The following is a 26002-nucleotide window of genomic DNA, read 5'->3' as shown; positions in this document are numbered from 1 at the left end:
CTTGTAAGCAGAGATGTTACAAGGGCGTTTTCATAGTTTAAGAATAAGCAGGATTCTATTAGGATAGATGGCTGTCTATTATTTATTTCTAACTACATACCCTATGGATTTCAAGATGCATCGCGGCGGCAAGGGAGCGAATCCCCGGGAGCATAGAGAACTATGTGACCGGGGTGAGTGAGTGCAGCCAACAAAGAGGCAACTTGAAAGATGACGGGTACAGAACATTGAGCAATTATGGATACTAATGAGATTAAACAAGTGCTGATGGATAAATTAGCACTGGATGAAGTCATCGTTAACGGAGATGGCAGCCATTTCCAGGTTATTGTGGTTGGTGAAATGTTTGCCGGCATGAGCCGGGTAAAACAGCAGCAAGCCGTTTATGCGCCTTTGATGGAATACATTGCTGATAATCGTATTCATGCCTTGTCAATTAAAGCCTACACACCGGATGATTGGAAACGGGATCGCAAGCTCAACGGTTTTTAATGTTGTTTGCCTCGCCGCGAACAGCAAATTATATAAAGAGAGTCGTCACAGATGGATAAATTTCGTGTGAAAGGGCCTACTCGTCTGTCGGGTGAGGTTACTATTTCCGGGGCAAAAAATGCTGCACTGCCAATCCTGTTCGCCGCGTTGTTGGCTGAAGAGCCTGTTGAGTTGCAAAATGTTCCAGAATTGAAAGATATTGATACCACTATCAAATTGTTGAATCGCCTTGGGACTAAAGTTGAACGTAATGGTTCTGTATTTGTAGATGCCCGCGATGTGAATCAATATTGTGCGCCTTATGAGCTAGTAAAAACCATGCGTGCCTCTATTTGGGCGTTAGGTCCTTTGGTGGCGCGTTTTGGTCAGGGGCAAGTTTCTTTACCGGGGGGATGTGCGATTGGTGCCCGCCCGGTTGATCTGCATATTAGTGGCTTGGAACAGTTAGGTGCTGAAATTGTGCTGGAAGAGGGCTACGTTAAGGCTTCCGTTAATGGGCGTCTGAAAGGGGCTTGCATTGTGATGGATAAAGTCAGCGTTGGAGCGACAGTCACGATTATGACCGCGGCAACGTTGGCAGAAGGGACAACAGTTATTGAGAATGCAGCACGTGAACCTGAAATCGAAGATACGGCTAATTTTCTCAATACCTTGGGTGCAAAAATCACCGGAGCGGGTACAGACCATATCACCATTGAAGGTGTAGAACGTCTTGGTGGTGGTGTATATCGTGTACTACCTGATCGGATTGAAACGGGGACATTTCTTGTTGCGGCGGCGATATCCGGTGGCAAGGTAGTTTGCCGTCATGCTCAGCCTAATACGCTGGATGCGGTATTAGCTAAATTGCGTGAGGCGGGTGCGGATATTGCAATTGGTAAAGATTGGGTAAGCCTTGATATGCACGGTAAGCGCCCTAAAGCTGTGACATTACGTACTGCTCCGCACCCCGGTTTCCCGACTGATATGCAGGCGCAGTTCAGCTTGCTAAATTTGGTTGCGGAAGGTGCTGGTATGATCACCGAAACTATTTTCGAAAACCGTTTCATGCATATCCCCGAATTAATTCGGATGGGGGCGCATGCGGAAATTGAAAGTAATACCGTGCTTTGTCATGGCGTTAAAAAATTATCTTGCGCTCAGGTCATGGCGACGGATTTACGCGCATCGGCAAGCTTGGTTCTGGCGGGTTGTATTGCGGAAGGCGTGACGGTTGTTGACCGTATTTATCATATTGACCGGGGTTATGAACATATCGAAGATAAGTTGCGCGGACTTGGCGCAAACATTGAACGAGTGAAATCAACGGGAAAGTAATTGTACTTCCTTAACTTGGAAATAAGAAATGGGGGTAATTGTCGGGTAGCTGTGACAATCGCCAACTTTCTTATTTTTTTATAATGCTAAAAATATTCACATATATAGAGTCAGACACAGACCATTTTTATACACATTATTGTGTGTAAAAATAGTTCTCATTTAAATAGCCCTCAACAGTTTTTTAAAGTAGGTGTTGAGGGCGCTTGATACCGAAGAGAGTCTCACTTTGGTGGTGAAATCGAGTTTGGTACTTGATGAGATAGCTCTTTAAACAACAGTAGGCTACGGATTTAGCCATCATCGGATGAAAATCCTGTTTAAAATTGATAAACCCATACCAGATTGGTAAGTATTCCTCTGCATTTCTGAAACGCAGGCAAGTTCATTTTCTACAGGCATAAATAGGCTTCCCATCATTAATTTACTTTAGTAATTTATCTAACAAGTTAATATCTTGGTTATTGTGTAAATATGGTTTTGTCCAGCCACTCAAGTCATAGTCAGAAAGACAGGATTCCACCAAATCCATCATTTTCTTCATATTGCCAGAACTATAAGCATGGCGCAGACATTGCAAGCGGACTCCATCTTGACTACCAGCATAATTGATTTCGTATAGCTGATGGCGGCTACCGAATTCACTTCCAATGGCATCCCACATTAATTTTAAAATCTTAATCCGTTCTACATAGTCGATGCCGTTGGAACCGCGTACATATTGCTCAAGATACTTATTAATTTCTGGATTATTCATGTCACGTATACTGGATGGCAGGTAGATTAAGCCGCTGGTGACATTACTTTCAATAATATTCCTAATTTTTGTATAAGCTATCGGTGCCATAACGAGATAAGTTTGAATCGCTTGAGTATCCGGTAGATAGGCATTGCCTTCCCACGGCTTGGCTTCTGCCCACATGGCATCTGTCAATGACCAGAATAGATTGCGCCATGCCACTACTTCTCCCAAGTCTGCTTGAACACCACGAAAATCTACCACTCCGGTACATTCGAGACTCTTTTGCAGCAGTGCTGTAATGAAATCCAGCTTAACGGCTAGACGTACACAAGCCTGCATGGGGAACAGACGGGCAAACCCACTTTGTACAGCCCAATGGCGAGAGCTACCAACATCGCGATAAATTAGTATGTTTTCCCATGGGATTAATACCTTATCCATCACTAAAATAGCGTCATTTTCATCAAACCTACTGGAGAGAGGATAATCGAAAGGGGAACCGGTGGTACCTGCGGCTAATTCATAAGAGGCGCGGGATATCAATTTCATGCCATTGGCATTCATAGGAGCAATAAACATTAGGGTAAAATCGGGGTTATCCCCTATGTCTTGCGCAGAGCCAACAATGAAGTTGTAGTGCGTAAGAGCTGAGTTGGTTGCCACGACTTTGGCTCCACTGACTATAATACCTGCATCAGTCTCTTTTTCCAGTTGGATAAAAACATCTTTGACTTCATCCGCTGGTTTGTGACGATCAATTGGTGGGTTAACAATGGCATGATTGAAATACATACATGATTCCTGAATGCGTTTATACCATGCGCGGGCATTGTTAGAGAATTGACCATAGAATTCAGGGTAAGCGCCCAATGCGCAACTGAATGCCGCTTTATAATCGGGGGTGCGTCCCATCCAGCCGTAGCTTTGGCGTGACCATTCTGCAATGGCATCTCGTTGTTGGCGCAGTTCATCTGGATTGGTCGCAAAACGGAAGAATTTGTGCGTATAACCTTCATTACCAGTGTCTGTATTCCAGCAGAGCGCATTGTGGGTTTCAGGGGCATGCAGAGCATCATATAATTGACCAATTGAAGCGGCTGTATTGCGGAAAGCTGGATGTATAGTGACATCTTTGACTCGCTCACCATAAATGTAAATTTCACGGCTATCCTGGAGTGAATTCAGATACTCTTTACTGGTAAATGGGCGTTTGTTATCGGTACGTAAATTTTCTGGTTTCATGGCTACCTCACAATTGTACCCATTTGTGATTTCTGATCCGTAGGGTACTCAATGTTAATTTAATGTTTCTAGAGCTTATTTTTATCAGACTTGAATATAATGTTCATATAACCTCTATTGACTTAAGTGCCGATAAGGCTTGATCCAATATTTGTAACTTACTTTTGTTATCTACCGTTATCGTGATATCGGATAGTTTTTGGTTACATTTACTCGCCAAGAAATAATTGTTTAAGAAGACTTCTTCTGGATGGAGATAATTAACTCCAATATGAGAGCTTTTATCTAGAAAAATAGTAGTGCCTTTTTCTTTCATTTGATTTCTAATATATTTAAAATCTAAATCGTCCTCAATAACAGAATGTCCTGCACCAAAATCGACCACATTATTTGATGCATTTTTGACAATTTTTTTGACCAGCTCTGATTCAAATTTATGGTTGTATCTATATAAGTCTATAAATCTACATTTTTTTACTAATTGCTCAACATAATTTAGATCGTAGCCCATCTTTTCATATATGGACCATCTTATATATCCGTCATCTTTCAAGTTGCCTCTTTGTTGGCTGCACTCTCTCACCCCGGTCACATAGTTTGCTATGCTCCCGAGGATTCGCTCCCTTGCCGTCGCGATGCATCTTGAAATCTATTGGGTATAGAATCTAAACTAATTAGTTCTTTTTCTAGTTTTTTAGAAATTAATTTACTTAGCATAGTTTTACCTGCGCCAAATGGTCCAATAATATAAATATTATTCATACCACCTCGCTAATGTTCAATTTCGAGCCAATGACTTCCCTATGTGAGACGATGATTATTTTTTTATTTTTATCAATTTTATCTATTAATTTCCTACAATCAAACTCATCAAATATAATCACATCTGAATTAGATTTGTTTAGGTAATCTAAAAATTTATCGTTTGCTAGGTAGTGATCGAAATAATGGTCTATATATATATACCCCTTTATTTCGGATAATCTCTTAAGAAAAAAAGTTTTACCGCTTCCATTATTTCCTACTAATTGTATAACTCTATCACTTTCTAATCTTTGCTCTAAAATTGATAAATTAGAGGATAAGTTTGTTCTCTTATGATAAAAATTTACATGTTTAGTTATTCTTTGGATAGATACAATCTCCGATAAGTATCCGAATATTGCAAAATAAAAAATTACTATTCTACTGTCTAAGTTTATAGCAGCCGTAATGTTGTCTGATTCGAAATTTGGATATAGAGAGTAAAAAATTATTAAACTGGATATTAGAAAACCTAATATAGAAGCTACAGAGTTAATTATATATCGTTGTGATGCTATTGTATACAAACGATGCACTCCGGATAGGATAGTATCCTGACAGAAACGATTAACCAAATTACATCGAGGTAGTTTTTTAGGATAAGAAAAGTAAATTGATAGAGAGTGGAGTTCTTTATAGTGCTTATTTCTATTATCCTTGTACGTAGGATACAATAAATAAATGCTAGCAAGAAATATAAACATAGCTCCAAGTATAATTATAAAATTGTCAGAGTCAAAAAATAAAAATAGGGTTCCGGAAAATATCGAACCAAACCAGAAAACATCTTTGGCATACATGGTAAATCTATTTATTATTACATTGTATTCATGCTTGAATAAGTTGAATCCTTCTTCACTAGAGTTGTTTTTAATATATCTATATATGTCTTTTCTTGCTTTTTTTCTTATTTTAAACTCTATTAAATATGATCCTGAGACAAATGAAATTAGACCTAATAGAGATATGGATATTATTCTATAGGTTTCACTATCATATTCATTGTATGTAATTCTTCCTAATTCGAATAATGAAAAGCTAGCAATAAGCAGTAATATAATTCCAATTAAAGAGTTATAGCTAAAAATAGATAAAAATCTGGCAATTTTTGTGTGATCTTTCATTTTTCTAACTTTACTATCTAACGTAGATTTTGTGGTTTCATTTTTTGTTTCTAATTCTATATCTTTAATTTTATGAAGATGTAATAGTATAATATCAATTTGATATTCTATTTTTAATTTGTAAATGACATCTTCTAAATCAAGTAATAACTTAGAATCCCAGCCAGTCCTATTTACATCAAAATAAATATGGCCTTTGTAATTATTAATTATAGCCATATATACATTCCTTACGGCAAAAATAAGATTTAATTGTCCTCTTGACAATTCATTAATGTTTGAACTTAAATTAATATACTTATTAATTTGAAAAATTTCATAACATAGCTTGTTTAATATTCTCCTATTGATTAACTTTTTTGATAAAAATATATTCCCCAGAATGGTTTTTTCAATAAAACCTTGTGTGCCATCTAGGTTATAGTATTCATCTGGTTTGTATTGGTAATTCTTATATCTACTAATAATTGACAATTTGGCCAGATAACCATCATAAAATGGTGTTAGTAATCTAATCAAACCAAGATATTCGCCAACCAGAATTAGAGAATATAAAAGAATGAGTAATTTTTCACTATTGTCTATTTCTTTGCCAATCAGGATTATAAAGAGGACAGGAATAACTTTTAAAAACGCATTTGATGCAATATCTACAGCTCTCCATAATGAATCAATGCGTTTTACTTTTTCTTCAGTATCAATAATTCTATTCAAGCTTAGAAATTTTCCCCCTTGGTACCCAGTTAACAATATAGCAGTCAGGGCCTCAAAGTTATCTCCAATAAATCCATATCTCAGCTTCCTTATTTTTGCTAGTTTCTTAGAAAGATGGGCTCGTTTTTTAAATAGAAAAAATGATAATGGTATCAATATAGAACACAATGATAGTAAGCCAACTGTACCACCTTCAACATTAATAACCATGAGAATGGAAAGATAAATAAAGCAAATTACCTTAGATATAATCAAAACAACACTAGTGTCATACGAGGAGTAATTTACAATGTCGTGCTCATTCTGCTGAGCATCTTTTTTACTTGTAAAGCAATCATTAAATGTTGATAAAATATAAGCCTGTTTTTTATTAATAAGGAACAGGCTTATGTTATTAATTACACTTAAGGCAGGTCTCAATATTGCAATTAAGAAGATAATCAGGCCAATACTACTTTCCTCTAAACTATTAGTCAAAGGCAATGTTATTATGTAAATTAATATGGAAAATGAAAAAAAAGAAGATAATAAATTAATTACTGTTTCAATAGGAAATAAGATAAAAGTACTATATTGCTTTCTTAAATCGTTCTTAATTGCAGAGGTGTTCATTTGCTACCTTATTTTTGTGAGATATATTCTTCGTATACTTTAAGTGCTAAATCAGGCCTTCTTTGCTCTCCAAAGTACTTATAGAAAAACACAATGATGTTCTCATATATTCCACCAAGATACCAGCTGCGTATACTCGTCCCTGCTAAGTCCCAAATTTGTATTTTACCTAAACATAGACCAACGAAATCTTGAATATATATTTCAACACCAAAGGGATATTCACTTAAATAGTTCTCATGTGTGTAAGTTTTGGTAAATTGACAGGATGATACAGAATAAACATACCCAAAATCTTTATCTTTAAACTTTATTAGAATTCGGTTATCACTCAATTCACCATTTATATAGTTATTCATTGAAATTGCTAATCGGCCAACTAAAGGATCAATAGCTAGAGTTCGAGCCATATCAGTTAGTTCATTTTCAATCGTAGCTAACCCATTTTTTTCTTCTGTTTCACTAAGTTCACCGAGTACAGGAATAAATGGACTGAGCTCAACTCCAGATTCTTCATCCATGTACTTAATTAGCTTATTTTTTAGATCTAAGTGTTTGTTTTTATTTAATTCTATCCAGCTAGATAAACTGATTGAAAGATTTCCATCTATAACTTCTATTACTTCACCTGGATATGGGCCACAAACGTTCTCTTTAATTGATAATTGGTTGGCAATTTCAGACAATACCTTATTATCTGAGAATAGGAATGGACCATAATTTTCTCTGGGATTTATAAACCCATTGCCACAAATCAATATCTTAGTTTCCTCAGGGATGCCATCAAGATAGTCTATTAATATAGAGTTAAGTAATTTGACTCCTCTATAATTCTTGCCACTAAGTCTTGACGATTCTAATGGTAGCAAATTTGTATATGCTCCTTGAGCTTGTTTTGGTGTACACTGTGAATTATTTGCTACTATGATCCACTGTGGATTTGGGTATTGATCACCAATCCCTTCAATGTATTCCTCGCTGATTATTGCATCCACTGCTATAAAACCGTTATATTTTTCTTCATTAATATCTGATACTAAGTATTGAGTTACCCTTGACTCCCATAATATTGTTTCATATGGAGCAGAGAATGACTTTATTTTGATATCTTTTACTCTTATTTCTTTTTTAAATGAATGTAATATGACATTATGCCCTAGATGTTCTAAAGCTGTTTTTATACAGCTTGGCATAAGCAGTGATATATAAATATCTGTTCCCTTTGGAAATATTGATAGAGTATCGATATCGAAATGGTCAACATGTTCATGTGATATAAATACGGCATCGATTGATGGCATATTGCTTATATCAATATCTCTTGGAGGGTATATTTCGAACTTTATATATCGGGAGTTTCCCATTGTTGGGCCTAAGACAGGATCAACCAAAATATTTGTATTTTTGTGAGAGATTAGCCAACTTTGATGACCGATAAATGTTAATTGCATACATCACTCCATATATGGCAAAACAGCAACCTATGTAGGTTGCTGTTAGCTTAAAGATTAATAGTGGTAAGCAGCGATTGCGTCAGATTTTGAGGTCTGACTCTTGGAGCCTTTTTTTCCTTTTACTTGTTTAAGTAAACGTACTAATTTAACTTTTTCTTTATCACTCATATTGTTCTCCTTTAATCGATGATATTTCTTAGTTCATTGGAATAAAAAAGAATAGATGGTTTTGCATAGTACTCCAAGAAAGTATTGATAAATTATTATAATGATTTTATCAATAATAACCTTTAAGATGTGAGGTAAATGTTACATAAATTATGTTTTATATACTCATACTTAATCGATGAGTGAGCTGGGGCTTGTTGACTAAAGGAGAGTGAAATTTATTGTTGAGCCGGTGTCTTGGTGTCTTGATAGTGTAAGTTTCTTATTGAAGAAAGCATCATAATCCCTAAATCTCGTTATAAGATCAAAAACTGTAAGTAGTAGTAATACAGTACTTATACCCGTCATCTTTCAAGTTGCTTCTTTGTTGGCTGCACTTGCTCACCCCGGTCACATCGTTCTCTATGCTCCCAGGGATTCACGCCCTTGCCGTCGCGATCCATCTTGAAATCCATAGGGTATATATAGTTACCCATTGAAATTACTAATCGGCCAGCTAAAGGATCAATAACTAGAGCTATGTGGGGGCTCGTTAAGTTATTGGTGATACAGATTCACTCTGATTATTAACTATTTTAATTAATCGGTTATTCACTGAAATATCGTGGATTATCATTAACTTTCAAATTCTTCAATGGTCACTTGTAGCGATAATATTTTCCCATTGCGCAATAAAGTGACAGGAACCACGCTGCCGGGGCGTATTTCAGCCACTTGATCCATTGTTTCAACCGCGGAAATAGCGGGTTTGTTATTGACACTGGTAATGATATCACCCACTTTAATACCAACTTTTTGCGCTGGTCCGTTTGTAGTCACCTGAAATACTCGTAACCCTTGAATCTGATTAATACTGCCGTTAGAAGAGCGAATATGTGGCAGCTCTTGTGACGTTATGCCGATAAAACCTCGGATAACCCGTCCGTCACGAATAAGTTTCTGCATAATCTTGGTGGCGAGTTCAGTCGGAATAGCAAAGCCTAATCCTTCTGGGGTTTCACCATTTTCACTTTTATCGAATGATAATGTATTGATACCTACTAGCTCGCCAAGGGTATTAATCAAAGCTCCGCCAGAGTTACCCTGATTAATGGAAGCATCGGTCTGGAGGAAGTTTTGACGGCGGGTAGGGCTTAATCCAACGCGACCGGTAGCGCTAATAATCCCTTGAGTAATGGTTTGCCCCAAGTTGTAAGGGTTACCAATGGCTAAAACGACATCTCCCACATGCGCCACTCTATTTGGATTAATCGTTATGACAGGTAGGTTTTCGGCATCAATTTTCAGGACGGCAAGATCCGTTAAGCTGTCAGAGCCTATGACGAGGGCTTCATAAAAATGACCATCTTGCAGTGCAACAATAATTTGTCCTGCATTATTAATGACATGTTTATTGGTAAGAATGTAGCCTTTATCACTCATGATGACGCCAGAACCAAGGGTATGGTTTTCCCGGCCTTGGTGAGAAAAACTCCCCATGTTGCTGCTGTAGACGTTGACTACGGCGGGTGCTGCCCTACGGACACCTTTATTAAAGCTGAATGGAACTTCGTCATTACTGTTATTGGTAATTGCTGATGTCAGCCCGCTAGGGCGCAGTGATGGAATGGTCATCAGTAAAATTACAGCGATAAGTAATCCTAAAAAAGCAGAGCGCAGCAACTTGGCAATCATGGGTATTATTCAGTGTGAGTTAATCAGTCACTGCAGGATAACATAGAAATTAACAGACACTGCATTATGCTGTATCTCGGATTACTGACTTTTAGCGCTTCGATTATCACTATTGAGTTTTCATTAATAATAAAATGAAAAAATTTGTATTGATGGTTTGCATGAGTATTAAACTCTGTTTTATCGCATTTTGCTACAATCTGAGGGATTTTAACGCTTTTTTTACTGTCTTTAACTTTTCGTTTTAGCGCTTTTATTTACTTCATAACGTTGAGATTCGTTCAGATTAAATCATGCGGGTTTTCGTTTTTCATGTGATTTGAAAACAAGGCGTGACAGAAACTTTCGCTTATTCAGATAATATGATAAAACAGTAGTTAAAAAAAACGTTTATGGTCTGTCAGTGTGGTTTTAAAATCTGGAAAAAGTAGTAAGTGTATTATGAAAAAGCAGGTAAAAACTTTAATCATTAAAGGTAAAAATAAGTGATTAAGGTTTTTTTAAAACGGGTAAAAAATTCGATGCTATACTGATATTGGAAGAGAAAACATCAGGAAAAATCGGTCTTAAATTGATTAACCAAATGACAGCGTTAATTCAATAATAAGAGTGAAAATATTTAACAGGATTAACCGTATTAAAATAATTTGCTTAAATATAAATAAGAGGTTTTACATGGTCTGTAAGAAGTTTACGAAAATCATGGGCAATCATTAAAAAAAATTGATAAACCCTAAAGATTTCAAGATGGATCGCGACGGCAAGGGAGTGAATCCCCGGGAGCATAGAGAACGATGTGACCGGAGTGAGCGAGTACAGCCAACAAAGAGGCAACTTGAAAGATGACGGGTATATATTTTTTCATAACTTAACGCGTCCTTCTTCCACAATATCCAGTCGTTCGGTTAAAAAGTCAGAGTCAGTTTTTTCTTGTTGTAAAAAGGAATTCCAACTGGGTTTAATCGGTCGCAGAATAATGATATCGCCTTCACGAATAATCTCCAATTCGTTCACTCCCTCGAAATCGAGGTCGCGAGGTAAACTTACAGCTCAGTTATTGCCGCTTTTGAATATTACTACGGTTCTCATATTGAGTCCTCCAGAAAAACTGATTTACAAGACCACCTGTCGTGAGGGATATCAGTGATTTAAGACACAGCATTACGCTGTGTCTCAGATTATTGACAAAGTGCTGGTTTTTTATCCGGCATTTTGTTTTAATTAAGTTCCGTTCACTCAACGGAGCTTGCCACCATGTTAAGACCCCCCCCTCTCCAGACTTTCCCGCCAGAAACGCTCTCGCTTGACGAGCTGGTCCCTAAAAATCATTTGGTCCGTCAAGTCGATGCTGCCATTGATTTCGAATTTATCCGCGAATTAGTCGCCCCGTTGTATTGCCACAATAATGGCCGTCCTGCTATCGATCCGGTCATGCTGATTAAAATGATGTTACTCGGCTACTTGTTTGGCGTCCCCAGTGAACGCCGTCTGGTACAGGAAATTCAGGTTAATGTGGCTTACCGCTGGTTTCTGCGCCTCGGACTGACAGAAAAGGTCCCTGATGCCTCAACCCTGAGCCAGAACCGCCGCCGCCGTTTCAATCATACCGCGGTCTTCCAACAGATTTTTGACCACATTGTTGAACAGGCGATAGCCAAAGGATTTGTGGGCGGACACGTACTCTATACCGACAGCACCCACCTGAAAGCCAGTGCCAATCCGCATAAATCGGAGAATGTCATGCGGTCGGTTCCCCCCGGCGCCTATGTTGACGCACTGGATAAAGCCGTCACTCAAGACCGGGCGGCAGCTGGAAAAAAAGCCTGAAGCCAGCCCTAAAGGAACGGCAGAGAAAGACGAAGGTCAGTACCGTCGATCCGGAAAGCGGGTTTATGCACCGGACCAACAAACCCAGGGGGTTCTTTTACCTTGACCACCGTACCGTGGATGGGCAAGTCGGTATTATCACCGATACCTACGCCACACCGGGTAATGTCCACGACAGCCAGCCTTTTATCAAGCGTTTGACGCGTCAGTTAGAGCGTTTTGCTCTCAATCCCCTCGCGGTTGGGTTGGATGCGGGCTATTTTACGGCCCCGGTTTGTTATCTGACGGAACAGTTAGGCATTATCCCCATCATAGGTTATCGCCGGCCGAATAAGGGACCAAATACCTTTCAGAAGAAACATTTCACCTATGACCAGCTACAGGATTGTTATGTCTGCCCGCAGGGAGAAAAACTGATTTATACCACAACCGACCGTCAGGGATACCGGCATTATCAGGCCCCGGCGGCTATCTGCCAGTGTTGCCCGCAGCGTGATGCCTGCACGCACGCGAAAGGCGGAAAAACGATAACCCGTCATATCTGGGAGGCCAGTAAAGAGCAGGCCAGAGAAAACCGGCTAACGGAATGGGGTAAAAAAGTTTACAAGCGACGAAAGGAAACAATAGAGCGCAGTTTTGCGGATGCGAAGCAACATCACGGGCACCGTTATGCCCATTTTCGCGGGTTGCAGAAGGTGCAAATACAGTGTCTTTTGGCGGCAACTGCCCAAAATATCAAGAAGATAGCCTTGCTGGTCGCGATGCTTTGTTGTTTTTATCTCTGGAGGGCGAGCCAGTCAATGCCCGCGAAGCGAAAATAACGCCCTGACGGGCGATTGAATCGGGTCAATGAGGAAAATGAGTTGTATTATGATTCGTAATGAAAGGAACAAACCCCATTATTTTCAATGGGGTTTGTCAGCGGTCTGGACACAGCATTACGCTGTGTCTTAAATATGTTTACTAAAAGTATTAATTTCTTAGCAACAGATAAATACTCTCTTCTCCGCGAAGAATGTTCAGCGCTATAACTGGCGGTTTAGAATCAATAACTTTGCGCAGTTCATTAATATTCTGTATCCGTTCATTATTGATCCCAACAATCAGGTCATTTTTCTGTAAGCCAGATAACGCCGCCGGTGAGTTTTGAGCAACACTATCGATTTTCACACCGTAAGTCCCTTTCACTTCACCATTGCTTAGGGTTGCACCTTGCAGGGCAAGGGTTAGATTTCCGGCTTTGGTTGTTTGACCTTCACTGTTTTCTAGCGTAACAGAAACCTCCATTGGCTTACCTTTGCGTAATAAGCCAATTTTAATTTCTTTACCTGGTATCGTTGTGCCGATTTTGGCTTTCAGTTCAGCAAAGCTACTAATCTTCTTACCATCAACGGAAATAAGAATATCGCCGGATTTAATACCTGCTTTCGCTGCGGCGGATTTTGGTAAGACTTCACTGACAAATGCTCCGCGTTGGGCGTCAATATTGAATGCCTTAGCGATATCGGAATTCATTTCAGTACCTTTAATACCGAGGATACCGCGTTTTACTTCACCATGCGCGATAAGCTGCTCGCTCAGGGTTTTTGCCATATTACTTGGGATAGCAAAGCCGATACCGATGTTACCACCACCCGGGGCTAGAATAGCGGTATTGATACCGATTAATTCACCATTCAAATTGACCAGTGCACCACCGGAGTTGCCACGGTTAATAGAGGCATCCGTTTGGATAAAATTTTCTAATCCTTCCAGATTCAGACCGCTACGTCCTAACGCAGAGATAATGCCGGAGGTTGCAGTTTGACCAAGGCCGAATGGATTACCAACCGCAACAGCAAAATCACCAACTCGGAGCTTATCGGAATCGGCCATAGTAATTGCAGTTAAATTCTTAGCATCTTTCAGTTGCAGCAAGGCAATATCTGTCTGAGGATCGCGGCCTAATAATTTGGCTTCATATTCACGTCCATCATTCAATTGCACACGGATTTTATCTGCATTCTCAATAACGTGATTGTTGGTTAATATATAACCTTTGGCAGCGTCAATGATGACACCTGAACCAAGCCCTTGGAATGGGCGGGTACTTTCACGGCCCATGGGTAGATTTGGGCCAAAGAAGAATCTGAATTCTTCAGGTATACTCTGTTCCTGTTGTACTTGCGTACCAGAGACATGCACGCTGACAACGGCTGGCAGGACTTTTTCAAGCATCGGTGCGAGGCTTGGTAATGTCTGACCGGCGATAGCAGCAGGTAAAGCAGCATTGCTAATCGTAGGGACAGAAATTGCAGACAACCCGATACTGATTGCTAATGCACTAAGGAATAAGTGTTTTCTTTTCATCTAATTTTGTTCTCTTGTATACCTAAGCTAGAAGGCTAATTGAGTTAATTCTGGCAAGCTGCCATGATTACTCTATGACTGTTAATTATTAAATAAAGTTCATCGGGCAAACAGATTTAGCATGATTCTTTACAGGTATTTACATGATTGAAAAACAAAAAAACAAAACTTGTAGGTAGATAATAGATTTTACATTTGAATTAATGCTGTGGCACACGATGTGCCACAGCAGGGTATTTACTGGTTTTTTTCATTCATCGGACGAAACAGGCCGGAAGCACCATCGGAATAATCTCTTGGTGGCATTTTAACCGGAGATTGATCATTATCCGCTTCTGATTCAGTCAATCGATAATTAAATGGATTTTCTTGTGCTGGCATATTCGGCATCAGTTCATGAGAGCTTTTAGCCATATGCTGATATAACTGACGATAATCGCGAGCCATATTGTCGAGTAATTCTGCGCTACGGGCAAAATGACCAACTAATTCTTTACGATACTCTTCCAGTTCTGATTTATTATTCTCCAGTTCAGTTTGTAAGGCTTTCTGCTGGCGCAGCTTAGTGTTACCAAAACGCATAACTAGCGCTCCGATAGCAAAACCAACCACCAATCCAATCAGTGCATACTCCCAAGTCATAGCTACTCCTTCATCGACATCGTTGTTCCGCAGAATGTTTCACTTAATTATCGTCACTATAACCGTTAATCTAGTTAGAGTGGAATATTGATCATGATTTACATTTGTTTGTATACCCGTCATCTTTCAAATTGCCTCTTTGTTGGCTGCACTCGCTCACTCCGGTCACATAGTTTGCTATGCTCCCGGGGATTCATTCCTTTGCCGCCGCGATGCATCTTGAAATCCATAGGGTATAGATCTTATTGTGGACCTTATTGTAGACAATTGATCCGGTAATAAGGTCAATCTGAATCATAAAAACGATAAAAAACGGGCGATTATTTTAAGGATTGTTATTGTCATGCCATCATTGATTACCCCTTCATCATGTTATCAAAAAGCCCTTTCTGAGGGCAAATACCAACCAGATGATGTTCAGCGTCAAGTTGTAGCTCAATTGGATACCATTCACCATGCTCTGATTAATGTTTCTCCCGGCAATCCCGTGAGGCGACAAAGCTTGAAAGGGCGTCTGAGTAAACTGTTAGGAAAAACGACGTCAATGAGCTGTGCACCTGTTCAAGGGCTTTATATGTGGGGCGGCGTTGGTAGAGGGAAAACTTGGTTAATGGATATGTTTTACCAGAGTTTACCCGGTGAAAGAAAATTACGTTTGCATTTCCATCGTTTTATGCTGCGGGTACATGAAGAATTAATGGTATTACAAGGGCATGAAAATCCGCTGGATATTGTGGCGGATGGTTTTAAAACGGAAACAGATGTACTTTGCTTTGATGAATTTTTCGTCTCCGATATTACTGATGCTATGATTCTTGGTGCATTGTTGGAAGCGCTGTTTGTCAGGGGGATTACCTTGATTGCAACGTCAAATATTCCTCCTGATGAACTCTATCGTAATGGTTTACAGAGAGCTCGCTTTTTGCCTGCTATTGAGCAGATCAAAAAATATTGTGACGTTATGAATGTGGATTCGGGTATTGACTATCGGTTGCGCACGTTGACTCAAGCTCATCTCTATTTCACACCGCTGAATGAAGATAATAAACGAGCGATGGATCGAATGTTTATTCTTTTGGCCGGTAATAGCGGTGAACAAGCTTCTATATTGGAAATTAACCATCGGCGGATGCCGGCAATTCGTGACGCTGATGGTGTATTGGCAATTGGATTTAACGTCTTATGTGAAGATGCGCGTAGTCAGATGGATTACATTGTTTTATCAAAACGTTATCACACGGTTTTGTTATACCAGGTTCCAGCGATAATGCCGGGTAATGAAAATGCTGCTCGTCGTTTCTTGGCATTGGTTGATGAATTTTATGAACGCCGGGTAAAATTGATAATTAATGCGGCGGTGCCGATGGAGCAGATTTACCAAGGGGTGTTGTTGGTTTTCGAATACCAGCGTTGCTTATCCCGTTTGCAAGAGATGCAAAGTGAAGAGTATCTCAAATTACCTCATTTACCTTAAGTTTGAGTTCGCTTATCTATTTCAGACGGAAAACTGATTTTAAATATTCAAATGGGGGTCGATTTTTATTTTTGACTTCTCTATAATCTTGCGACCCCACGTTACAGCAATGTTTTTTTCCCAAAAACTTGCATATAGTGCCGGCATAGGCTATTCGAAGGGGTAGGTTTGCTGGACAAGAGTCGTGTGAACCTCGGCAAGTTTCTGAACCTTGAGTGTTCACCAACGTGTAACTTATTATTGGGTAAGCTTTAATGAAAACTTTTACAGCTAAGCCAGAAACCGTAAAACGCGACTGGTATGTTGTTGACGCAGATGGCAAAACTTTAGGCCGTCTTGCAACTGAAGTGGCTCGCCGTCTGCGCGGCAAGCATAAAGCGGAATACACTCCGCATGTTGATACCGGTGATTACATCATCATCGTTAATGCAGAAAAAGTTGCAGTCACCGGCAACAAGCGTTCTGATAAAATCTACTATCACCACACCGGTCATATCGGTGGTATTAAGCAAGCGACCTTTGAAGAGATGATTGCCCGCCGTCCTGAGCGTGTAATTGAAATCGCGGTTAAAGGCATGCTGCCAAAAGGGCCACTGGGCCGTGCAATGTACCGTAAACTGAAAGTTTATGCAGGTAGCGAGCACAACCATGCGGCACAGCAACCGCAAGTTCTGGACATTTAATCGGGATTATAGGCAATGGCTGAAAATCAATACTACGGCACTGGTCGCCGCAAAAGCTCTTCCGCACGTGTCTTTATTAAGCCAGGTAGCGGTAATATCGTCATCAACAAACGCAGTCTTGAAGTTTACTTCGGCCGTGAAACAGCGCGCATGGTTGTTCGTCAGCCGCTGGAGTTGGTTGATATGTTGGGTAAACTGGATCTGTACATCACTGTTAAAGGTGGTGGTATTTCTGGTCAAGCAGGTGCAATCCGTCACGGTATCACCCGCGCACTGATGGCGTATGACGAAACTCTGCGTTCTGATCTTCGTAAAGCTGGCTTCGTTACCCGCGATGCTCGTGAAGTTGAACGTAAGAAAGTTGGTCTGCGTAAAGCACGTCGTCGTCCACAGTTCTCCAAACGTTAATTTTTTGTCTTTATGGCAATTATTTAATGTGCAAACCCGTCTTTTTGGCGGGTTTTTTACTTAATTATCCACACACTTCCCCCAAAATGTACAAAATCTGGTAAACTAGTGCCAATTTTTGCCTCATCCATTTGTCTGCCTACTATCTGAACGGTAGTAATTGCGTTGAAACGGTAATGATTGCGTTGAAACGGTAAATTGTGTTGAAACGATAAATTGTGTTGAGTAGCACATTCCGTATTCACCGTTGTGGCGCAGAAACATAAGGGATGAGAATGAATGAGTAAGAATAGTCGTGGTCGTGTGGGGCTATTCATTCCCTTTTTAGATAAACTTGGAGGTTTTCATGGCTGTCGCTGCCAACAAACGTTCGGTAATGACTCTGTTTTCAGGCCCGGCCGACATTTTTAGCCATCAAGTGCGAATTGTATTGGCGGAAAAAGGTGTCAGTGTTGAAGTTGAGCAGGTTGAGGCAGGTAACCTGCCACAGGACCTTATCGATCTGAACCCTTATCAGACAGTTCCGACTTTGGTTGATCGTGAGCTGACGCTATATGATTCCCGCATCATTATGGAATATCTGGATGAACGCTTTCCTCATCCACCATTAATGCCTGTGTACCCAGTTGCCCGTGGTTCCAGCCGTTTGATGATGCACCGCATCGAAAAAGACTGGTATTCCCTGATGCATACTATTGAGAAAGGCAATTCTCAAGAGGCCAATACTGCTCGTAAACGATTAGCAGAAGAGTTGCTAGCAGTGGCACCAATATTTAAAGAGATGCCATTCTTTATGAGCGAAGAATTCAGTTTGGTTGATTGCTATCTTGCTCCTTTGCTGTGGCGTTTGCCGGTGTTGGGTATAGAATTACCGAGTTCTGGTACTAAAGATTTACAAATTTACATGCAGCGTGTCTTTGAGCGTGATGCATTCTTAGCTTCATTAACCGAAGCTGAACGTGAAATGCGCTTGCAATCCAGGAGCTGATTTATGGAGCTGTCTCAAATGTCTCCCCGTCGTCCTTATTTGTTGCGTGCTCACTACGAGTGGTTACTCGATAATGATATGACTCCACATCTGGTTATAGACGTGACTTTACGTGGAGTTAATGTACCAATGGAATATGCCCGTGATGGGCAAATTTTGCTGAATATAGCGCCGAGAGCTGTTGGTAATCTTGAGTTAACCAATGATGAAGTACGCTTCAATGCCCGTTTTGGTGGTGTTCCCCGTCGGGTTAATATACCGATGGCGGCGGTTATAGCGATTTATGGCCGTGAAAATCGGGCGGGAATGATGTTTGAGCCTGAAGCAGCTTATAAAGATGAATATCTTTTTAAATCCGCTTCAGATCAGGATAAGGCTGATACCTCTGCATTTGCGACAGATAATCTGGTATTAGTTACGGATACATTGCCCGATGCTGAAGATAATAGTGGAACTTCACCTGATGATGAGCCACCAAAACCGACGAGAGGGCACCCTGCTTTACGGGTAGTAAAATAAGCGTTAAAAGAGGGGGCGGTTTGCCTCCTTATTTTTTTTCAAATTCATTGATTAGAATTCTGTATTGTAGGCTTTTTCTAATTCCCAAAAACAATCTCCAGTTCTGTTTTTAGCTTTGAAATCTGTGATAGCGCTTAAGCTCTTTTTAACCTTATCTACAAATTCTATTTTATTCTCTCTGGTCCCCAGTTCTGGTGGGGTTGTGCAGATATCAGCCAATGATATATTGTTTTCTTTATCTACGTTAGCAAGGACTTCAGCAGGATTATTAATTAATGCTAAGGATAATGCGTAGCGAACTTCTTTGGCAAAACCCAGGTGTATGCTTTGCGTTAATTTAAAAGCCAGTTTTATCCATTTACTATCACCAGTAGAAATGTTGTGAGTGATTTCTTGTTTGGCTCCTATTTCACCTAATTCTGCCACTACAGAATTGGTACCTCTATTCATAATTTCTTTATTAATATTTTCAGATGTTAAGGGCTGTGATAAAGCAAGTGCTGTATGACTGATAAACAGCATTGGAGATAATAAAATTAAGGTTTTTATTAGCTTCATTAATATTTCCAGTATTTATAGTTGAATAAGTATCGTGATATTGGTGTCGGTTAATTGGAGTATTTTATTTAAGACCCACATTAATGAGAAAAAATATTCCAAAATATCATGTATGACAGTAATAAGTGTGGAATGTTCATTAAATTCACTTACTTTTTTGTGTAAGGGTAATCCAATTAATATAAAGTATTAAACTGATGATAGAAAGAGATGGGAGCTGAAAAGCTCCCTTGGTTGACTAGATGTTGAGATAATCAAGAATGCCTTGTGCGGCTTTGCGCCCCTCGGCAATTGCGGTTACAACGAGATCTGAGCCACGAACAGCATCTCCACCAGCAAATATCTGCGGATTGCTAGTTTGAAAGGGAATGTCTGAGTACTCTGGTGCGACAATGCGTCCTTGTTTATCCAAGGTTACTTGATGAGCACTTAGCCAGTTCATGGTATGTGGTTTAAAGCCGAATGCCATGATCACTGCATCGGCCTTAAGCAGGTGTTCCGAGCCTGCGATAATTTCAGCTTGGCGGCGTCCATTCTCATCAGGTTGGCCTAATTGAGTCCGTACCATGTTTATGCCACAAACTTGACCTGAATGGTTGATTTCAATCCTGACTGGTTGCAGATTAAACAGAAATTCTACACCTTCTTCCTTGGAATTTTTGACTTCACGCTGGGAGCCTGGCATGTTGGTTTCGTCACGACGATAAGCACAAGTAACCGAAGCCGCTTTTTGACGAATAGCCGTTCTGACACAATCCATTGCAGTATCACCGCCACCAAGCACTACGACCCGCTTGCCTTGCATATTGATGAAAGGTTGCGATGGTAGGGCGGGATAACCCATCAAATGCCGGGTATTGGCAGTCAGAAATGGTAGAGCATCATAAACACCATCAGCATCTTCATTTGCCAGTCCCCCACGTATTGACTGATAGGTTCCTACGCCAAGAAATATCGCATCAAACTGCTCAGTCAGTTCAGATAAGGCAATATCTTTGCCTATTTCAGTATTGAGCCGGAATTCAATTCCCATCTCAGAGAAAATTTCACGGCGGCGTATCATGACCTCTTTTTCCAGTTTGAACGCGGGTATGCCAAAGGTGAGTAATCCACCGATTTCCGGGTGACGATCAAAAACAACGGCTTGTACGCCATTACGGGTCAATACGTCAGCACAAGCTAGCCCCGCGGGGCCTGCACCAATAATCGCAACCTGTTTGCCCGTGGGCTGAACGTGTGACATATCGGGCTTCCAGCCCATAGCAATCGCTTTATCATTGATGTAGCGTTCAATATTACCAATAGTTACTGCACCGAACTCATCATTCAGAGTGCAAGCGCCTTCACAAAGGCGATCCTGTGGACAAACACGACCACAAACTTCCGGCAGGCTGTTTGTTTGATGGGATAAATCCGCCGCTTCCATAATACGTCCTTCATTAGCCAGTTTAAGCCAATTGGGAATGTAGTTATGAACGGGACATTTCCATTCGCAATAAGGGTTACCGCAAGAAAGACAGCGATCGGCCTGTGTCTGTGCCTGACTTGTTGAAAATGGCTCATAGATTTCCACAAATTCTATTTTGCGGATTTTCAGCGGCTTTTTAGGCGGATCGACGCGTTGTAAGTCGATAAACTGATATACATTCTGGCTCATCTTGGCTCCTTATTGCGCTTGAATTCGCAACTCTGCGGAAGAACGACTGCGATGTCCCAATAGGGCTTTCACATCACTGGATTTTGGCTTCACAAGCGCGAACTTGCTCAGCCACTGTTGCCAGTTAGCAAGAATATCTTCACCGCGTTGGGAACCGGTCAGGAGGACGTGCTCGGTGATAAGCCCTCTCAAGTGCTCTTCGTGGATAGCTAAGGCATCTACTGCCAGTACTTCAACCAACTCTAGGTTAACCCGTTTACGGAAATCATCATTTTCATCCAAGACATAAGCAAAGCCGCCGGTCATTCCTGCACCAAAATTGATGCCAGTGCGTCCGAGAATACAGACAATACCTCCTGTCATATATTCACAGCCATTATCTCCGATACCTTCTACAACCGTAATCGCCCCTGAATTACGAACGGCGAAGCGTTCTCCTGCTCGCCCGGCAGCAAACAGTTTGCCTCCGGTTGCACCGTAGAGGCATGTGTTGCCAATGAGGGTTGCCTGATGGCTTTTGAAGGCAGAACCCACTGGCGGGTGTATGACAATGCGACCGCCAGCCATACCCTTACCGACATAATCATTGGCATCACCGATGAGTGTCAGCTCCAGACCGCCGGCATTCCAGACGCCAAAACTTTGACCGGCAGTACCATTGAAATGAATTTTTATTGGTGCCGCTGCGATCCCCTGATTACCATATCGAGCAGCGATAAAACCGGAAAGGGAAGCGCCCACTGAACGATCCGTATTACGGATATCAAAATAGAAAGTTTTACTTTGTTGGTTCTCAATATAGCTAGCGGCTTGAGTCAGTAAGTTTTTATTCAGTGCTCCATTATCAAATGGTGGATTGTTTTCGGTGCAATATAATGTTTTGCCCTGATGGGGTTCTGCGGTTGCTAAGAGCGGATCAAGATTTAGTTTGCTCTGTTTTGCTGAAATACCTTCCAGTACTTCCAACAGGTCAGTTCGGCCGATTAAATCAGTTAGATTTTTGACACCCAATGTAGCCATGATCTCTCTGGTTTCACGGGCGATAAAGCGGAAATAATTCATGACCCGTTCAGGTAATCCGTGGTAGTGGTCGCGACGTAATTTCTCATCCTGAGTGGCAACCCCAGTTGCACAATTATTGAGATGGCAAATACGCAGATATTTGCATCCAAGGGCAACCATTGGTCCAGTACCGAAACCGAAACTTTCAGCGCCAAGAATGGCCGCTTTAATAATATCTACGCCTGTTTTCAACCCGCCATCAACTTGTAAGCGGATCTTATGACGTAATCCGTTAGCAACTAGCGCTTGTTGGGTTTCCACCAGCCCCAATTCCCATGGGCATCCGGCATATTTCACCGATGACAATGGACTGGCACCGGTACCGCCATCATAACCTGCGATAGTAATTAAATCGGCATAAGCTTTGGCAACGCCAGTGGCAACAGTACCAACACCGGGTTCTGAAACCAGTTTTACTGAGATCAGCGCATTGGGGTTGATCTGTTTTAGATCGAAAATCAACTGAGCCAAATCTTCAATAGAGTAAATATCGTGATGTGGTGGTGGAGAAATAAGTGTTACGCCGGGTACGGAATAACGCAGTTTTGCAATATACGGTGTTACTTTATCACCCGGTAATTGCCCACCTTCTCCGGGTTTAGCGCCTTGCGCGACTTTAATTTGAATCACATCAGCGTTGACCAGATAAGCAGGTGTCACACCAAACCGACCGGAAGCAACTTGTTTGATACGGGAAACCTTTTTTGTTCCATAACGTGCGGGATCTTCTCCACCTTCGCCGGAGTTGGAAAAACCACCTAACGTATTCATGGCTTCAGCCAGAGCTTCGTGTGCTTCCGGGCTTAATGCTCCAATCGACATCGCAGCAGTATCAAAGCGTTTAAATAGCTCTTCGGCAGGTTCCACTTCTTCAATAGGTAGAGGCTCAGCTTCTGTTTTTATCGCCAGCAAATCACGGATTGTGGTAATTGGACGCTGATTAACCAAACGAGAATATTTCAAGTAATCGTTATATTCGCCACTATGAACCGCAGCCTGTAAAGTGCTGACAACATCCGGGTTATAAGCGTGATATTCGCCGTTATGAACATATTTCAGCAGTCCGCCCTGATCGAGTGGTTGACGAGCAAGCCAGGCACGTTTAGATAAGTTTCGCAGATCCTGCTCGAAATCGCTGAAATTAGCACCGCCAATTCGGCTGACGACGCCATTGAAGCAGAATTCAGTTAATTCTGAATGTAAGCCGACAGCTTCAAATAGTTTAGAGCAGCGATAGGAGGCGATAGTCGAGATGCCCATTTTCGACATGATTTTATATAACCCTTTATTGATACCATTGCGGTAGTTAAGCATGACATCAGCATAAGGTTTATTAATTGTGCCATTATCGACCATTTTGGCGAGGGATTCATAAGCCAGATAGGGATAGATCGCTGTTGCACCAAATCCCAGTAGTACAGTGAAATGGTGTGGATCACGGGCACTTGCTGTTTCTACTATCAGGTTGGTATCACAGCGTAGGTTTTTTTCTACCAAACGGTGTTGAATAGCGCCAATAGCCATAGGTGCAGGTATAGGTAATTTGTTCGGCGTAATGTTGCGGTCAGATAATACCAACAATACCGCGCCATCTCTGGCGAGTTGTTCAGCTTGGTCACACAATGCAAACAGGGCATTTTGCAAATTGGTTTCTTGTGGATTGAAAGTTAAGTCTAATTGTTCTGCGCGATAGTGTGGACTTTGCTGTGTGATTAATTGGTGAAAGTCAGAGTAGAGCAGAATAGGAGATTTAAAACTTAATCGGTGTGCCTGTCCCTCTGCTTCACAAAATACGTTCATCTCCCGCCCAATGCAGGTAGTGAGAGACATAACATGTGCTTCGCGTAGTGGATCGATTGGCGGATTAGTGACTTGAGCAAATTGCTGGCGGAAATAGTCATAAATAATCCGTGGGCGGCTGGAAAGGACGGCAAACGGTGTATCATCCCCCATTGACCCGGTCGCTTCCTGACCATTCTCTCCCAAGACTCGGATGATTTGATCTAGCTCTTCGTTGCTGTAGGCAAATTGTTTGTGATAGACCGCTAAGGATTGATCGTTCAGATCCCGATGACCAGCTTGATCTTCCAGTAATTCTTCGAATGGGGTCAGACGCTTGACGTTTTTATCCATCCATTCTTTATAGGGATGGCGGCTTTTTAAGTCATTGTCTGTTTCTTCTGCATGAAGGATGCGGCCTTGGCGGGTATCAATCACGATAAGTTCACCGGGACCAACGCGCCCTTTTTCCACCACTTCATCCGGTTGATAATCCCAGATACCGACTTCGGAAGCACAGGTGATCAACTTATCTTTGGTGATAACATAGCGGGCTGGGCGCAAGCCATTACGATCCAGATTACAGGCAGCGTAGCGTCCATCTGACATAACGATACCCGCAGGGCCATCCCACGGTTCCATGTGCATGGAGTTGAAATCAAAAAAAGCCCGCAGATCTTCATCCATATCAGGATTGTTTTGCCATGCGGGAGGAACCAGCAATCGCATAGCACGGATTAAATCCATTCCGCCGTTGAGAAACAGTTCCAGCATATTATCCAGCGAGCTGGAATCTGACCCTGTTTCATTGACAAAAGGGGCAGCCGTGTGCAGATCGGGAATAAGCGGTGTCTTGAATTTATAGGCTCTTGCTCGTGCCCACTGGCGGTTACCGGTGATGGTGTTTATTTCACCGTTATGGGCAAGATAGCGGAAAGGTTGTGCCAATGGCCAGCGTGGGACGGTATTGGTTGAGAAGCGTTGATGAAATAGGCAAATTGCCGATTCTAAACGTAAATCAGCCAGATCGGGATAGAAACGGGGCAAATCTGCCGCCATGCACAGCCCTTTATAGATAGTCACCAAGTTAGACAAACTGCAAACATAAAAGTCGCTGTCGTTGATGCGTTTTTCTATTCGGCGGCGAGCAACGAATAAGCGGCGTTCTAAATCACGTGCACGCCAGCCAGCCGGAGCATTAACAAAAATCTGTTCAATATGAGGGAGGCTTGAAAGGGCTATTTCGCCCAGAATATCACGGTTGATGGGGACTTCACGCCAGCCAACGACTGACAGGGTTTCATTTTGTAGCTCTTGTTCGATGATTGCCCGGCAGTTTTGTGCAATCTGAGGATCTTGGCTGAGAAATAGCATACCGACGGCGTAATTGCGGGCTAAATGCCACTCTTGCTCCTGTGCAACCATCCGAAAAAAGCGGTCAGGTTTTTGCAACAATAAACCACAGCCATCACCGGTTTTGCCATCTGCCAAGATTGCCCCACGATGTTGCATTCTGGCTAGGGCATGGATAGCGGTACGTACTACTTTGTGGCTTGGCTCCCCTTCAATATGGGCTATCAGTCCAAAGCCACAGTTATCCTTTTCTTGAGATTTGTTATATAGCATAGTGTGAACCTCCCGAGGTTCTGTCCGACTCTCACAGAAACTCACAGACATTTGTGAGATTAATATTTTTTACTGGCGTCTGAATTG

The 26002-nt window shown here is 41.4% G+C and carries 18 protein-coding genes and 1 pseudogene; 8 read left to right on the top strand and 11 right to left on the bottom strand.

Translation table 11 applies throughout. The annotated features are described in order from the left end of the window. The first annotated feature begins 237 nt into the window (after positions 1 to 237). Together ibaG and murA are read left to right on the top strand one after the other, a co-directional pair. Positions 238 to 492, top strand: coding sequence for a BolA family iron metabolism protein IbaG (gene ibaG, locus PluTT01m_RS20720; RefSeq protein WP_011148158.1), 255 nt, complete (start codon positions 238 to 240; stop codon positions 490 to 492). A gap of 51 nt (positions 493 to 543) precedes the next feature. Further along, positions 544 to 1809: a UDP-N-acetylglucosamine 1-carboxyvinyltransferase gene (murA, locus tag PluTT01m_RS20715; protein WP_011148157.1), complete on the top strand. Its 1266-nt coding sequence runs from the start codon at positions 544 to 546 to the stop codon at positions 1807 to 1809. A 424-nt stretch (positions 1810 to 2233) separates the two neighbouring features. Here the strand turns inward: murA and hpaB are convergent, their stop codons facing one another. The 6 genes and pseudogenes from hpaB to vapB form a co-directional block, all read right to left on the bottom strand. Next, entirely contained in the window at positions 2234 to 3793 is a 1560-nt protein-coding gene (gene hpaB, locus PluTT01m_RS20710; protein WP_011148156.1) for a 4-hydroxyphenylacetate 3-monooxygenase, oxygenase component, read from the bottom strand. 103 nt (positions 3794 to 3896) lie between these two features. Further along, the gene (locus PluTT01m_RS20705) at positions 3897 to 4346 is read right to left on the bottom strand and encodes a hypothetical protein (RefSeq protein WP_049789797.1); all 450 of its coding nucleotides are present in this window, start codon (positions 4344 to 4346) and stop codon (positions 3897 to 3899) included. Between the two features lie 205 nt (positions 4347 to 4551). Continuing rightward, positions 4552 to 7047: an ABC transporter ATP-binding protein gene (locus tag PluTT01m_RS20700; protein ID WP_011148154.1), complete on the bottom strand. Its 2496-nt coding sequence runs from the start codon at positions 7045 to 7047 to the stop codon at positions 4552 to 4554. An 8-nt stretch (positions 7048 to 7055) separates the two neighbouring features. After that, complete coding sequence (locus PluTT01m_RS20695; RefSeq protein WP_011148153.1) at positions 7056 to 8498, bottom strand: MBL fold metallo-hydrolase; 1443 nt, start codon at positions 8496 to 8498, stop codon at positions 7056 to 7058. A gap of 786 nt (positions 8499 to 9284) precedes the next feature. After that, positions 9285 to 10343 carry an outer membrane-stress sensor serine endopeptidase DegS gene (gene degS, locus PluTT01m_RS20690; RefSeq protein WP_011148151.1) on the bottom strand — a complete coding sequence of 353 codons (1059 nt, stop codon included), beginning with the start codon at positions 10341 to 10343 and terminating at the stop codon, positions 9285 to 9287. 861 nt (positions 10344 to 11204) lie between these two features. Further along, positions 11205 to 11432 (bottom strand): annotated as a pseudogene (gene vapB, locus PluTT01m_RS20685) (type II toxin-antitoxin system VapB family antitoxin). Between the two features lie 165 nt (positions 11433 to 11597). On the opposite strand from vapB, the gene PluTT01m_RS20680 reads away from it, so the two are divergent. Continuing rightward, positions 11598 to 12991, top strand: a protein-coding gene (locus PluTT01m_RS20680) for an IS5-like element ISPlu14 family transposase (protein ID WP_109791427.1) whose coding sequence is annotated in 2 segments (ribosomal slippage) — positions 11598 to 12165 and positions 12165 to 12991 — 1395 coding nt in all. Because the reading frame shifts where the segments join, the coding sequence is not laid out codon by codon here. A 151-nt stretch (positions 12992 to 13142) separates the two neighbouring features. On the opposite strand, the gene degQ is transcribed toward PluTT01m_RS20680, so the two are convergent. Continuing rightward, the gene (gene degQ, locus PluTT01m_RS20675) at positions 13143 to 14519 is read right to left on the bottom strand and encodes a serine endoprotease DegQ (RefSeq protein WP_011148150.1); all 1377 of its coding nucleotides are present in this window, start codon (positions 14517 to 14519) and stop codon (positions 13143 to 13145) included. A gap of 237 nt (positions 14520 to 14756) precedes the next feature. Then, complete coding sequence (gene zapG / locus PluTT01m_RS20670; RefSeq protein WP_011148149.1) at positions 14757 to 15161, bottom strand: Z-ring associated protein ZapG; 405 nt, start codon at positions 15159 to 15161, stop codon at positions 14757 to 14759. A gap of 343 nt (positions 15162 to 15504) precedes the next feature. On the opposite strand from zapG, the gene zapE reads away from it, so the two are divergent. From zapE to sspB, 5 genes are all read left to right on the top strand, one after another. Further along, positions 15505 to 16635: a cell division protein ZapE gene (gene zapE, locus PluTT01m_RS20665; RefSeq protein WP_011148148.1), complete on the top strand. Its 1131-nt coding sequence runs from the start codon at positions 15505 to 15507 to the stop codon at positions 16633 to 16635. 254 nt (positions 16636 to 16889) lie between these two features. After that, positions 16890 to 17318, top strand: coding sequence for a 50S ribosomal protein L13 (rplM, locus tag PluTT01m_RS20655; protein WP_011148147.1), 429 nt, complete (start codon positions 16890 to 16892; stop codon positions 17316 to 17318). 15 nt (positions 17319 to 17333) lie between these two features. Then, complete coding sequence (gene rpsI, locus PluTT01m_RS20650) at positions 17334 to 17726, top strand: 30S ribosomal protein S9 (RefSeq protein ID WP_011148146.1); 393 nt, start codon at positions 17334 to 17336, stop codon at positions 17724 to 17726. 346 nt (positions 17727 to 18072) lie between these two features. After that, complete coding sequence (sspA, locus tag PluTT01m_RS20645) at positions 18073 to 18714, top strand: stringent starvation protein SspA (protein WP_011148145.1); 642 nt, start codon at positions 18073 to 18075, stop codon at positions 18712 to 18714. A 3-nt stretch (positions 18715 to 18717) separates the two neighbouring features. Beyond that, positions 18718 to 19233, top strand: coding sequence for a ClpXP protease specificity-enhancing factor (sspB, locus tag PluTT01m_RS20640; RefSeq protein ID WP_011148144.1), 516 nt, complete (start codon positions 18718 to 18720; stop codon positions 19231 to 19233). Between the two features lie 51 nt (positions 19234 to 19284). Here sspB and PluTT01m_RS20635 read toward each other — a convergent pair whose 3' ends face one another. The 3 genes from PluTT01m_RS20635 to gltB all read right to left on the bottom strand — a co-directional run bounded on the left by PluTT01m_RS20635 (position 19285) and on the right by gltB (position 25915). Further along, positions 19285 to 19791: a hypothetical protein gene (locus PluTT01m_RS20635; protein WP_011148143.1), complete on the bottom strand. Its 507-nt coding sequence runs from the start codon at positions 19789 to 19791 to the stop codon at positions 19285 to 19287. 238 nt (positions 19792 to 20029) lie between these two features. Continuing rightward, the gene (locus tag PluTT01m_RS20630) at positions 20030 to 21448 is read right to left on the bottom strand and encodes a glutamate synthase small subunit (RefSeq protein ID WP_011148142.1); all 1419 of its coding nucleotides are present in this window, start codon (positions 21446 to 21448) and stop codon (positions 20030 to 20032) included. A 9-nt stretch (positions 21449 to 21457) separates the two neighbouring features. After that, the gene (gltB, locus tag PluTT01m_RS20625) at positions 21458 to 25915 is read right to left on the bottom strand and encodes a glutamate synthase large subunit (protein ID WP_011148141.1); all 4458 of its coding nucleotides are present in this window, start codon (positions 25913 to 25915) and stop codon (positions 21458 to 21460) included. Positions 25916 to 26002: the final 87 nt, after the last annotated feature.

It is taken from the genome of Photorhabdus laumondii subsp. laumondii (genome assembly GCF_003343245.1).
GTDB classification, from domain to species: Bacteria; Pseudomonadota; Gammaproteobacteria; order Enterobacterales; family Enterobacteriaceae; genus Photorhabdus; species Photorhabdus laumondii.
This window is presented reverse-complemented; position numbering and strand designations above follow the sequence as displayed.